This window comes from Arthrobacter cavernae (assembly GCF_017368795.1).
Lineage (GTDB): Bacteria > Actinomycetota > Actinomycetes > Actinomycetales > Micrococcaceae > Arthrobacter > Arthrobacter cavernae.
This window is the reverse complement of record NZ_JAFNLL010000038.1, coordinates 1-13521: the sequence shown is the minus strand read 5'-3', so window position 1 is coordinate 13521 and position 13521 is coordinate 1. Positions and strand designations below refer to the sequence as shown.

At 63.8% G+C, this 13521-nt stretch carries 6 protein-coding genes and 1 other RNA gene; 6 read left to right on the top strand and 1 reads right to left on the bottom strand.

Features of this window, described 5'->3' with window-relative positions:
* The first annotated feature begins 118 nt into the window (after positions 1 to 118).
* Positions 119 to 385 (top strand): M15 family metallopeptidase, encoded by a 267-nt coding sequence (locus tag J1902_RS14625; RefSeq protein ID WP_242702048.1) that lies wholly within the window; start codon positions 119 to 121, stop codon positions 383 to 385.
* A 467-nt stretch (positions 386 to 852) separates the two neighbouring features.
* Positions 853 to 3999, top strand: coding sequence for a peroxidase family protein (locus J1902_RS14620; protein ID WP_207617043.1), 3147 nt, complete (start codon positions 853 to 855; stop codon positions 3997 to 3999).
* A 238-nt stretch (positions 4000 to 4237) separates the two neighbouring features.
* On the opposite strand, the gene J1902_RS14615 is transcribed toward J1902_RS14620, so the two are convergent.
* Complete coding sequence (locus J1902_RS14615; RefSeq protein ID WP_207617085.1) at positions 4238 to 8998, bottom strand: DEAD/DEAH box helicase; 4761 nt, start codon at positions 8996 to 8998, stop codon at positions 4238 to 4240.
* Positions 8999 to 9215: 217 nt separating this feature from the next.
* On the opposite strand from J1902_RS14615, the gene J1902_RS14610 reads away from it, so the two are divergent.
* From J1902_RS14610 to recR, 4 genes are all read left to right on the top strand, one after another.
* A complete protein-coding gene (locus J1902_RS14610; protein WP_207617042.1) occupies positions 9216 to 9539 on the top strand; it encodes a helix-turn-helix domain-containing protein in 324 nt (107 codons plus the stop codon).
* Between the two features lie 84 nt (positions 9540 to 9623).
* Positions 9624 to 9720: signal recognition particle sRNA small type (ffs, locus tag J1902_RS14605), an RNA gene on the top strand.
* 33 nt (positions 9721 to 9753) lie between these two features.
* Positions 9754 to 12750 (top strand): DNA polymerase III subunit gamma and tau, encoded by a 2997-nt coding sequence (locus tag J1902_RS14600; RefSeq protein WP_207617041.1) that lies wholly within the window; start codon positions 9754 to 9756, stop codon positions 12748 to 12750.
* A gap of 85 nt (positions 12751 to 12835) precedes the next feature.
* On the top strand, positions 12836 to 13435 hold the full coding sequence (gene recR, locus J1902_RS14595) for a recombination mediator RecR (protein ID WP_207617040.1): 600 nt from the start codon (positions 12836 to 12838) through the stop codon (positions 13433 to 13435).
* Positions 13436 to 13521 lie beyond the last annotated feature (86 nt).

The window sequence follows — 13521 nt, the reverse complement described above, 5'->3', positions numbered from 1 at the left end:
ACCGGTCCTACGCGGAGCAGCAGAGCCTCTACACCAACTACGTGGCACAATATGGCAGGCGACGGCGGACACCCTGGCCACCCGTCCCGGCTACAGCGAGCACCAGACCGGGATGGCCATGGACATCGGCAACGCCAACGGCGTGTGTGCGCTGCAGGCGTGTTTCGACAACACACCGGCCTGGCGCTTCGCGGCGGACGAGGGCTGGAAGTACGGGTTCATTGTCAGGTACCCGGCCGGGGCGCAAAGCATCACGGGCTGTGCATTTGAGCCGTGGCATCTGCGGTTTGTGGGTGTGGAGCTGGCCGCGGATATGAAGGCCAAGGGAATCACGACGCTGGAGCGGTACTTCGGGCTTAAGGACGTGCCGGATTATCTGCCGTAGCGCCGGCTTGCCGCTGGCCTGACGGATCGCACCCAGGCGCTCCGCGATTTCACTTCGGGTGACGTAGCCGGGATCGAGCGCAACGACCATGGCGTCAAGGTCGCGCAGCGCCGCAAGTGCCTGGTGGGCGGCGTCCACACCGCTGACAGCATCCTGCAGGAGCGTCACATAGCTAACGCCCGTGCTCGACGGCGTGATGCGGGCCCCGCGCGCCGCCCACCCTTATGAGGGGCCGGCGTTCATGAGCTGGCCGATGAACGGGCACTGATTCTCTCTGCTGTGGCCCGCAACGCGTTCAGGCCCCGCGAAAGGTTGTTTTCCCTGGCTCTGAGGGCCATCCTTGACATAGCTGGGAATACCACCGCCAACGCGCATCCTTTGGAGGAGCCATGGTCACCGGGGGGATTCCGTTTGTCAGCCGAGCCCTTGGAAAGTACACGGGCCCCGGAAATGTTTCACAAAAAACCATGCAGCGCGGCACCCGCCATCGGCGCGGCCCGCTGCTGAAGCGGGCCACCGCCGTAATCGCGACGCCCATGCTTCTCGTAGGCCTGGGGCTGCCGATAGTGGCAGCTCCGGCGCAGGCAACGCTGCCGCAGGGCGTGGTCAACGACCCCAGCTTCAGGGTGAGGGCCTCGGACCTGGCCTTCATTCTGAAGCAGATCAAGATTGCGGAGGCCCATGTCCAGAACACCACGTCGGCCACCGGCCTGTGCGGGGCGCTCGTCGGCAGCGGCCCCAACCAGGTTCCCGACGTGCTGGCGCCGTTGGGACTCCGCACGGTCGATGGCTCCTGCAATAACCTGGTCCCGGGGCAGGAGAAATTCGGCACCGCAGACCAGCTATTCCCGCGGTTGACTGTGCCGACGTTCAGGGACGCGGAAGCGGTCCCTCCGGGCTTTCCTCCGGTATTTGGGCCTGCGGGCTCGCCAACGTCGTACAAGCAAAAGTCCGGCTTTGTTTTCGACAGCCACCCCCGCCAGATCAGCAACCTGATCGTGGACCAGACCTCCACCAACCCCGCGGCGGTCGCGGCTGCCGGACAAACGGGAAGCCCCGGTGAGACCCTGTTCATCCCGAACGTCCCAAGCGTTGAGGATCCGTCGCAATACAACTCGATGTTCACCCTCTTCGGCCAGTTCGTCGACCACGGCCTGGACCAGACCCTTAAGGGCGGCGGAAGTGTGTTCGTGCCCCTCAAGAGCGATGACCCGCTCCGCACGGTGGGCCGGGACGGCATCCCCGGCACGGGTGACGAGGTGCCGGCGAACAAGGCTTTCATGGTGTTGACCCGGGCGCTGAACCAGCCCGGCCCCAACGGCATCATGGGCGACGCCGATGACGTCCAGGACACGGTCAACAGTGACTCACCATTTGTCGACCAGTCACAGACGTATTCCTCCCATCCTTCCCACCAGGTGTTCCTGCGCAAGTACGTCAACAACACGCACGGCTTGCCGGTGTCCACGGGCGGTCTGCTCACTGGCCCGGCAGGCCCCACCGCCGGCGGCATGTCTACCTGGGCCGACCTCAAGAAGCAGTCCAAAGAGCTGCTCGGCCTCGAGCTTGTGGACCAGGACGTCTTCAGCGTCCCCATGATGGCGGCTGACGCCTACGGCAAGTTCATCCCCGGCCCGCAACGCGGCCTCCCCCAGTACGTCACCGCGACGGGACTCGTCGAGGGCAACATCGGAGCACCTGTTCCGGTGCCCGGCAATGTGTTGACCTTCAACACTCCGTTCCTGACGGATATCGCCCACAACGCGGCGCCGAATCCCGGCCTCGTGGCTGATCCGCCCGACGACGGGGCTTCGGCCGACTTCGCCAGCCAGCCTGCCGGCACGTACGACGACGAAATGCTGAATGCGCACTTCATGGCCGGTGATGGACGGGCCAACGAGAACATCGGTCTTGTCACCGTTCACCAGGCCTTCCACTCCGAGCACAACCGTCTGCTGGAGGACATCAAGAACACCCTCACCAACGACACCTCGGGATCTGGCGCTGCTGCACTGGCTGAGTGGAAGCTGGCAGACGGTGCCGACGGTTGGAACGGCGAGCGGCTGTTCCAGGCGGCCCGCTTCGTGACGGAGATGGAGTACCAGCACATCACGTTCCAGGAATTCGCCCGCAAGATTTCGCCGGACATCCCGCAGTTCGACGAATATGACCCGAGCATCAATGCGGCCATCAAGGCTGAGTTCGCCAACGCGGTCTACCGCTTCGGGCACTCACTGCTTGACGAGACAATCGCCCGCACCAATGCGGACGGCAGCGACAACTCCATCCCCTTGCTGAACGGCTTCCTGAACCCGCCCGCCTTCACGGACGGTGGCAGCGCAGGACCCCTCACCCCGCGAGAGGCCGCCGGAAGCATCGTCATGGGAATGAGCCAGCAGCTTGGAAACGACCTGGACGAGTTCGTGACCGATACTCTCCGCAATAATCTGGTGGGTCTGCCCCTGGACTTGGCGTCGCTCAACATTACCCGCGGTCGCGACATCGGCATCCCACGCCTGAATGAGGTGCGCCGCCAGTTCAGCCTCCTCACGGGTGATGATCGGCTGACTCCCTACACGAGCTGGGCAGACTTCGGACAGGGCATCAGGCACCCGGGGTCGCTCATCAACTTCGTCGCGGCCTACGGCACCTTCCCGACCATCACCAGCGAAACCACGTTCGCCGGCAAGCGGGCAGCGGCCAAGGCCATCGTGAACTCCCCCACCGCTGAACAGCTGAATTTCATGAACAGCACCGGGGCGTGGGCAACCCAGGAGACCGGCCTGAACAACGTCGACCTCTGGGTCGGTGGGCTCGCTGAGAAGCGCGACCCCTCCGGCGGCCTGCTCGGCACCACGTTCAACTTCGTCTTCGAGACCCAGCTGACCGAGCTCCAGAACGGCGACCGCTTCTACTACCTGCTCCGGACGCACGACATCAACCTCCGCTCGGCGCTGAGGAACGACTCGTTCGCCGCGCTGTTCATGCGCAACACCAACGCGCAGAACCTCCCGGAACGCGTGCTCGACATCGAGGGCGCGGAGGAAGAAGAGCCTGTAACCGTGTTCTCCGATGTTCCGCCTTCCCACCAGTTCTTCGAGGAGATCTCGTGGCTTGCGGATCGGGGTATCACCACCGGTTTCCCGGATGGCACGTTCCGGCCTCTGGACTCGGTGAGCCGCGCAGCGATGGCGGCGTTCATGTTCCGGTTCTCCGGCTCGCCTGAGTTCACGCCGCCGGCGGTATCACCCTTCGCCGACCTCCCGACGAACCACATGTTCTACAAGGAGATCACCTGGCTCCTGCAGTCCGGCATTACCACCGGTTTCCCGGACGGCACGTTCCACCCGGAGTTGGCGGTGAACCGCAAGGACATGGCTGCGTTCCTCTTCCGGTTGGCGGATAAACCGGATTTCACGGCCCCGGCAGTATCGCCCTTCAGCGACATGACCCCGAGCTCCCAGTTCTTCCTGGAAGTCTCATGGCTGGCACAAAGCGGCATCACCACCGGCTTCCCGGATGGCACGTTCCACCCGTTTGAGCCCGTACACCGCGACGCAACTGCGGCGTTCCTGTTCCGCTTCAACAATGAGTTCGGACCCCCCGTTCCCTAGGCACAGGGCGTCACCGAGCATCCACGGCTGTGGCCCCGGTCCTTATGGACCGGGGCCACAGCCGTTCATCGGAGCAACTGGCATGGGTGAGCAGGTCCCGGAGATCCGGATTGAGTTCGTGGGGTCCGGTGAAGTGCTCGACGGCGTCGTGCGGGCATTGCGGGCCGCTCACCCCTGCGAGCAAGCGGCCACCCCTACGAGGAACCGGCCGCCCTATTCCGCCACGGAGGACCTCCAACTATTCCGCAATCTCCAATTCCGGCAGCTTGGCCACGATCCTATTCGTCTCCACCGACACCGTGACGATCCGCTTGATCAAGTCCAGGATGTAGCGGGGGTCGCCGATCTCGCGGCAGTAGTCGTTGGCGTCGTTGGTGATCTGTGAATCCTTGTGGGTGGTGACCTGGTAGCGGTCGATGATCCACTCCAGCGCCGACTTGCCGTTGACCTGGTAGTCGAAAGCTTCCTCCGGGATGCCAGCGAGGGTGATGCGCGCGTTGTAGATGATGCGCGAGCGGTCCTTGCGGGCGCCGAAGGACAGCTTGTTGACCCGGTAGAAGTCGTACTCATCGCCTTCAGGCGTACCCTGAGCGATCTCCTCCAACGGATACGGCTCCACCGTTTCGTAATTCAGGTGCAGCTCAGCCAGTTCCCGGCCGGCCGTGCTGAAGCCCCGGAAGTCCTTGACCTTGGGAATCCGCGGCAGCAGTTTCTGCAGGTCGGCTTTGTAGCTCTCGCGGTACGCCGGGGAATGAATTATCCCGTAGACGTAGTAGAAGATGTCTTCCTTGTTGATGGCCGGGTCCTCGTAGAAACCGCGGTAAGTATTCAGTGTTACGTCAGTAATGTTGTCCTTACGGCGGTAGCCGTCGACGACGACACCCTCAGCATCAGCGAAGAGGTCACCTTGCGCTTCGGTAGAGATCGGCTCATAGGTGTATAGGCTGTACGCCTGACCGGTGTGAACGAGGTGCAGATTTGGGACGCAGTCGACGACCAATGGGCTGAAGATCTTGGATGCTCCGGGGCTGCTCATGTACAGCGCGATATTCGGATGATTTGGGGTTGGAAACAGTTTTGGGAGCTGATACCGACGCTCGTTCATGCTTCCGGAGTAGTAGACCGTTTGCCGACAAAAAGGACGATATATCGAGTCCTGCAATGCCCCTTGCTCGTATTCCAGATGCGTTCCACGCTTAAGGTCATCTTTCAGACTTCCACCCCAGGCAATTTTGGTGGCGTCGTTACTCGGAGAATCTGTCAACAGTTGTTCATTGTAGAAGTCGATCGTGCGGCGCATGTTCGATTCGACGGCAACCTGGCTGAAGTTGTAGCACCAGGCGTCACGGTTGGTTTTCAGACCTGACGAGTAGTTCTCGAAGATCCCGGGCGTGCCTGGCTTGCCCTTGGTCGCCTTGTCCCCGATGGCTTGGAAGGTGTCATAGCGGTCGTCGCGGTGGTTGATCCAATCGCCGTGTTCGTTCGGGGTGATAGTTTCCCAGTCAGTGCCTTCGAGGGACTGCTCGATTTCGAGGATGTCGAGTTTTTGTTCGCGGGTGAGGTAGTCGCCGATGTCCCGGTACTGGATGTCCGCTGGACCCGTGCTGGCTGAATTCTTGATGAGGATGCAGATGGCCACCTGCGTGCGGGAACCACTGCCGAAGACCTTGCCGCCTTCTTTGCGGGACACTTCGCCTGAAGTGCGCTGGTTGCCCCGGAGGTTGTATACGAAGATCCGGCTGAACTCGGTGGCGAAGGTCTTGCGGATGCCGTCCGCTGTGTTGCCGTCGATGAAGCTGCCGTTGGAGACAAAGGCGATCACGCCGTCGTTCTTGATGCGGTTGGAGGCCCATCGGATACCGCGGATGTAGGAGTCGTAGAGGTTGTTCTTGTTGGTTGCCGTGGACAACTTGGCATAAGTCTCGGCGATAGACGCGTCCAAGCGTGGGTACTTCAGATTCTGGTTGTTGTCGTTCGCACTGGTTTGGCCCGCGGAGTAGGGCGGGTTCATGACAATAACCCGAATATCCTGCGCCTGCTGACGCTTGACGCGCTCGGAGTTCACTTGGAAGGCAGGGTTGTCGAACTGGCCGTCGCCCTCATCCAACTGGAATGTGTCCGTCAGTGAGATCCCATCGAACGGCACATAGCCGAGACCCAGCCCGTGCCTGTCGGCCTCCTCGGCAAAGACGGTTTCAATGTTAATGGCGGCGATGTAGTAGCTAAGGAGGACGATCTCGTTGGCGAAGATTTCCTTCGTGAACTTCCGGTGCAGGTCTTCGGGCTTGATCAGATTGAGCTGGAGAAGGCGGGTGACGAATGTGCCAGTCCCGACAAAAGGCTCAATGATAGATACGCCTTCGCCGGACAAGGAGCTTCCAAATTCAGCCCGCAAAACGGCGTCCGCCGAACGGAGGATGTAGTCGACTACTGGGACCGGCGTGAAGACGATTCCGAGCCGCTCAGCGACGCGGGGAAACGCGTTCTCAAAGAACTTGTCGTAGAGCTCCTTGATTATCGCCTGTTTGGCGGCAGCGTTGTCGATCTTCTCAACTCTCGCATTGACCGACGCGTAGAACACGTCCAGGGAAGATCGTTCCTTTTCAAACGCTGCGTTTGCGTTGAGCAGATCAATCGTGTCCTGCATTGCCTTAGAGATCGGATTCAACTCTGTGAATTGGTGACCCTTAAACATGGCGTCAAAGACGGGCTTAGTGATCAGGTGTTGCGCCATCATCTCCACCGCTTGGGCTTCGTCGATGGCCGGGTTTAGCATTTCCTGGAGACCAACAACGAACAGGTCAAATGCCGTGCGCAATCCGGAATCGGCGTGATCCAGCAGGTTGTTGACCAGGACGATGTGCTTATTCGCGATGGCCGCAATGTCCTTGGACCAGTCTTCCCAGTACATGCGGTTGCCGCACTTGTCCACGATCTTGGCGTAGACGGAGTCCTTCCATTCGGCGGCCGGGAACTGGAGCGTGGGCTGGACGTACTCCTGCTTTCCGGGGTTGTCCGGGTCCGGTGTCGGCCGGGGGTCAATGAGGCCGGGTTTCTTCTGCGGCGCCAGGTCCACGGTCTCGATCAGGATCGATTCCGGGGCGTTCTTGTTCAGTTCGATCTGGTTGATCGCGGCATCCATGCGTTCGTCGTGCGCGCGCAGGGCCTGCAGGACCTGCCACACCACCTTGTACCGGGCGTTGTCCTTCAGGGCCTCGGAGGTGGACATGCCGGACGGGATCGCGATGGGCAGCACGATGTAGCCGAACTGCTTGCCCTTGGCGATGCGCATGACCCGGCCGACGGCCTGGATCACGTCCACCATGGAATTGCGCGGGTTCAGGAACAGCACCGCGTCCAGGGAGGGCACGTCCACGCCCTCGGTGAGGCACCGCGCGTTGCTGAGGATCCGGCAGGTGGGCTGGCCGCCGTCGTGGTTTACCTCTTCCTTGAGCCAATCCAGACGCTCCGCCCGCGAGACGGCATTGAAGCCGCCGTCGACGTGCCTGACCTCCACCTTGAGGTCATCGGTCGGGTCGTCGTTCTCCAGGTTGGTCAGGTGCACGCGGACGAGTTCCTCGAACTCGGATTCGACGAGCTTGGAGGACTTGATGTCCCGGTTGAACGCCACGGCCCGGCGCATCGGCTGCCAGTCGGTCCCGAAGGAGGACTCGAACTCCCCGGAGCGGCGCTTCGCGAGCCCGTTCCAGCAGCCGATCAGCTTGGCGACGTCATCGATCTGCAGCTCCATGTTCGAGTCGGACAGCTGGTCCTGGAAGCTGGAGACCACCTGGCTCTCATCGACGCCGAGCACCAGCACCTTGTAGTCGCTGAGCAGCTTCTTGGTCACGGCCTCACCGAAGCCGATCCGGTAGAACACCGGCCCGTACAGCTCCACATCATCCATCGAGCACAGGATCGCGTCCTTCTCCAGGGCCGCGTTCTTGGTGTCGTCGTTGAACAGCCGCGGCGTGGCGGTCATGTACAGGCGCTTGGCACCCGCGATCTTGCTGTTGTCGTGGACCTTGACGAAGTGGGACTCCTCCGTGCCGGCGAGCGTGGCGCCGGTGGTGCGGTGGGCTTCGTCGCAGATGATGAGATCGAAGTCGGGCATGCCGGCCCGCTGGGCCTCGGCGATGGCCTCGATGGACTGGTACGTGGAGAACACCACCGTCATGCCCTCGTCCAGTTCCTTCCTGCCCATCGCTTCGACGAGCGTCTTGCCGTCGGTGGTGGCCGGGATCTGCAGGTCATGGATCGCGACGTCGGTCAGGTCGGCGTTCTTCTGACGGCCCACCTTCACGTCCGAACACACCGCGTAAGCGTGCATCGGCTGCCGCGTCTCGTCCGACCATTCCTTCAGGGACTGGGACATCAGCGCCAGGGACGGGACGAGGAACAGGATGCGCGCGTGGCCCTCGGCCTCGGCGAAGCGTTCGGCGATCTTCAGGGCCGTGAACGTCTTGCCCGTGCCGCAGGCCATGATCAGCTTGCCCCGGTCGTCGGCTTCGAAGCCCTTCAATGCCGCCGAGACGGCCTCATGCTGGTGGGCGCGCAGCTGCTTCTTCTCATGCAGCCTGGGCGCCTTCTGGGGGTCCGTCAGCGTGTACGTGGCCCAGTCGATGTTGGAATGACGGAAGTCAGAGAGCCCGATCCGCTGGATTGGAATTCGCTGGCTGTCCAGCATCTCCTCGGCGTTTTGGGTCCACTTGGATGTGGTCGAAACAATCAACCGGTGAGTAAACGGCTCCCTGCCGGAGGCGGAGATGAAGGAGTCGATGTCGTGCTTTTGCATGGTGTGTGTCGCGGCGTAAAACTTGCACTGGATCGCCGTGATTCCGCCGTCGGCCCGCTCGGCCACCAGATCGATGCCGGTATCCGGCTTGCCGTCGCGGCCCGGCCAGTCCCGCCACAGCCAGACGTCCGTGTACTGCGGAGCCTGGACGCCGTCGTTCTCGAGGTACTGCTCGATGAGCTGCTCGAAATAGCTGCCCTTCATCCGTTCCGAATCGGCAAGATCGCGGTACGAATCCAGCAGTTGGTCAAAAGTCGTGGACACAGTATCCCCATTGCGTAGAACGAAGTCGGGTCCGGCAACGCGGTGGCTGTCGGACCCTCGTGATGGGATTGCCTAGAGCAACCCAGCACCCAATAAATTGAGTGAATACCCAATATATTAGGTGGTCTTCCATGTGCCCGGAATTGACGCTGGATGGGTGCCCTCTGCCGATAAAGTTCCCGATAGCGACTGGGATGTCGTTGCGGTTGAGCTGGCAGAGCGGCTTCGCACGCTACGAAAGCATGCAGGTTTCACTCAGGAAGCGCTGAGCTACGCGGCTGGCCTGGACAAGAACACAGTTCAGAACATCGAACGTGCACGCAACAACAAAAGCCTCAGCAACCCGACCATTCAAAGTCTGTTCAAGATCGCGTTCGCACTGAATATCCCTGTCGTCGAGATCCTGCCTGATGCTTTCCACCACGTCCCCCACCGCCAGCTGGCGCCTGGTTCGCCGTCACCCAGTGCGATCGAGTCCTGACACCCGACCACCCGCCGTCGGGCATTCCAAACCGCCCGGCCTCCGGAGGATTCGAACGGCGCTGGATCTTCGGGTAAGCTTGTCGACGGCCCCTCATGTGGCGTCATCCTGTTGAACTCCCCCAGGACCGGAAGGTAGCAAGGGTAGATGGGCTCTGGCGGGTGCATGAGGGGTCACTTATTTAAATGTCATCCCCTATAGCTAGGTTGACCCTGTGACTGTTACTACTGCCCTCTACCGCAGGTACCGCCCGGACTCGTTCGCGGACGTTATCGGGCAGGAACACGTCACTGACCCCCTGATGACGGCCCTGCGCAAGAACCGCGTCAACCACGCCTACCTGTTCTCCGGCCCGCGCGGCTGCGGCAAGACCACATCCGCCCGCATCCTGGCCCGCTGCCTGAACTGTGCCGAGGGCCCCACTGACACTCCCTGCGGCAAGTGCAACAGCTGCGTCGAGCTCGCTCGCGGCGGCTCTGGCTCGCTGGATGTCATCGAGATCGACGCCGCCAGCCACGGTGGCGTGGACGATGCCCGCGATCTGCGCGAGCGCGCCACCTTCGCCCCGGTCCGGGACCGCTACAAGATCTTCATCATCGACGAAGCCCACATGGTCACACCGCAGGGCTTCAACGCGCTGCTGAAAATCGTCGAAGAGCCGCCGGAACACATCAAGTTCATCTTCGCCACCACGGAGCCGGACAAGGTCATCGGCACCATCAAGTCCCGCACGCACCACTACCCCTTCCGGCTGGTGCCGCCCGAGCCGCTCATGGCCTACCTGGAACTGCTGTGCCAGCAGGAAAACGTGCCCGTGGCGCCCGGGGTGCTCTCACTGGTACTCCGTGCCGGGGAGGGCTCAGTCCGCGACACCCTGTCCGTGTTGGACCAGCTCATTGCAGGCGCCGGGCCCGACGGCCTGGACTACGAGCTCGCCGTCGCGCTGCTCGGCTATACCCACGCCTCACTGCTCGACGACGTCGTGGACGCTGTCGCTGCTGCGGACGCCGGCACCGTCTTCCGGGCCGTGGACCGCGTCATCCAGACCGGCCACGATCCGCGCCGCTTCGTGGAGGACCTGCTGGAGCGCTTCCGCGACCTCATCATCGTCAAGGCCATGCCGGAAAGCGCCCAGGCCATCCTGCGCGGCATGCCGGCCGACCAGATCGCCCGCATGCGCGGCCAGGCCAACAACCTTGGCGCCGCCGAGCTCTCCCGCGCGGCCGACGTCACCAACACGGCCCTCACCGAGATGACCGGCGCCACCTCGCCGCGGCTGCACCTTGAGTTGCTGTGCGCCCGCGTCCTGCTCCCCAGTGCCGAGCAGACAGAGCGTGGCATCGCGGCCAGGATCGACCGTGTGGAACGCCGCCTCAACTACGGCGATGAAGGCGCTGCTGCTCCTGTGGCCGCGCCGGCTACTGCCGCTCCGGCCGCTCCCGTGGCTGCGCCGGCTCCAGTTGCGGTATCTGTGGCTGCGCCCGCCCCCGCGGCGGAACCGCAGGCCCCGGCGCCCGCCGATTCACCTGCCCGGGAACCGCTGACCGCGCCTCGCGTGTCCACGGCGGACTGGCCGGTCGACGAGCGCCAGCCTGCCGGGCGTCCCGCTCAAGTTCCTGCAGCGCAGGCTCCCGCGGCCGTGTCCCCTGTAGCGCCAGTAGTGGCTCCGCCCGTATCCCCGACGCCGGTTCCCGCCCCGGCAGCACCCGCGCCGGCAGCTCCCGCACAGCAGGCGCCCCGACCTGCTGGAGCCAGCGACGTCGAGGCCCTGCGCCGCGCGTGGCCGGAAGTCCTGCAGACGCTGACCAAGATCAAGCGCAGCACCTGGGCCCTGGTGGAACCGAACGCCCAGGTGGCACAGTTCGACGGCCAGCAACTCACGCTTGCCTTCACCACGGCCGGCCTCGCCGGCGCTTTCGGCCGGGCCGACCACGCCGAAAACCTCCGCCAGGCGATCCACAAGACCATCGGCATCGACTGCCAGATCGTGGCGGTCGCCGGCGGAACCAACAGCTCAGCGAGCTCTGAGCCAAACCCAAAAGCACCGGCTAGCCCGGAGGTCCCGGCGCCCAGCCCCGAGGTCCCGGCTTCAGCCGTTGACGCGGCATGGGGCCTGGCCCCTGCAGGGCCTGCTGCTGCCTCGCCTGCAGCAACGCCGGTCCAGGCAACGCCGGTCCAGGCTGAACCGACGACGGCGGCAGCACCTGCTGCTCCGACGGCGCCCGCTGCGGCGTCGGCTGCTCCTGAAACGGCGCCTGCCACTGCGCTGCCTGTTGCCTTGACTCCGGCTGCGCCAGAGTCCGAGCCGGCTCCTGTCACGGCCCAGCCGACCGCGCCGTCGGCAGCCCCTATGGCCACGCCCGAATCCGCTGGCGATTACGCATACCCCGATGACGACTGGGGACCGCCGCGCGACGAGGACGCTCCGCCGCTGGACGAGGAACCGCCTGCCGATTGGGAGCCCACCGGCAGCTATTCAGCTGCCCCGGCCGGACCTTCCGCAACCGAAGCACCTCCCTCGGCGGCGCCAAAGAAAGCTGTACCCTCAAAGGCGGCCGCTGCCAAGGCGGCAGCGAAGGCAGCGGCCGCCGACTCAGCTGTGGACCCGGCGTCGGCTCCCGACACCTCGCACGACCCCTGGTCTCGTGCGGTGGAGCAGTCTCCGGGGTCCTGGGTTGTGGGCAGCGCGTCCAACGTGGGCACGCAGGCTGCAGCCGAGCCGACTTCGGCACAGGAACCGGCACCGGAACCGGCCTCGGAGGAGCCTTCCGCTCCGCCCGTCTACGAGCCTGCAGGCGCCCAGATCCCAGCTGCTCCCGCGCCGTCCGGCTGGGACCTCCCGCCGTCGTCGGTCTGGCCCGTTGCGACCGCCGCTGCAGCACCCGCTTCCGCCACCTCCGAGGCAAGCGCTCCGGCGACATCGCACGGATCCGTCGCAACCATGGAAGAAACCGCTCTGGTAGACCGCGGCACGGGCCGGCAAAGCCTGTACCAGCGGCTCACGAACAGCCCGGAAGCCCAGGCCGGACGCCAGCAGGCACCGGTCCGGGCACAGGAATCCGCCGCCCCGGCGGTCGAGGAAATCCCCAGCCCGGATGACGAAACCATCGAGGAGTCCAAGCTCTTTGGCCGGGCAGCCGTGGAGCGTATTCTGGGCGCAAAGCTGCTCGAAGTTCGGGCATTGGACGGCACTCCCCTGCAGGCCGGCTAGTCGCGCGGCCACCGCAGCGGTGTGGCCTGAACAAAACCAGGCGCGCACCGCAACGCAGCATTGATATCGAACGAACGAGGACATTGTGTACGAAGGTGCAGTTCAAGAGCTGATTGACGAGCTCGGCCGGCTTCCCGGCGTCGGGCCCAAGTCGGCGCAGCGCCTGGCGTTCCACATCCTCGAGGCCGACCCCGAGGACATGAAGCGCCTCGTCACGGCCATCACCACGGTCAAGGAGCGCGTGAAGTTCTGCACTGTCTGCGGCAACGTGACCGAGCAGGAACTCTGCAACATCTGCCGCGATCCGCGCCGCGATCCCTCGGTGATCTGCGTCGTGGAAGAGTCCAAGGATGTCCTGGCGGTGGAGCGCACCCGTTCCTTCCGGGGCAGGTACCACGTGCTCGGCGGGGCCATCAATCCGATCGCAGGCATCGGGCCCGAGCAGCTGCGCATCCGCGAACTGCTCACCCGGCTCAACGACGGCGCCATCCAGGAAATCATCATCGCCACGGACCCCAACCTTGAGGGCGAAGCCACGGCAACCTACCTGGCACGCATGCTCAAGTCGATCGGCATCACGGTGACCCGGCTCGCGTCCGGCCTGCCCGTGGGCGGAGACCTGGAGTACGCCGATGAGGTCACGCTGGGCCGGGCCTTCGAAGGCCGCCGCAACGCCCTGGCCTGATTCCTCAGAATCCCAGCCGCCACGAACCCAGCACGCGGCCGCCAACGCCCTAGGAGCGTGGGTCGGTAGTCGTTCGGTGGCATGAG

Excerpts from the sequence above, each read along its gene's own strand:
- J1902_RS14625 (WP_242702048.1), top strand. The coding sequence starts at position 119 with ATGGACATCGGCAACGCCAACGGCGTGTGTGCGCTGCAGGCGTGTTTC.
- J1902_RS14620 (WP_207617043.1), top strand. The coding sequence starts at position 853 with ATGCAGCGCGGCACCCGCCATCGGCGCGGCCCGCTGCTGAAGCGGGCC.
- J1902_RS14615 (WP_207617085.1), bottom strand. The coding sequence starts at position 8,998 with ATGAAGGGCAGCTATTTCGAGCAGCTCATCGAGCAGTACCTCGAGAAC.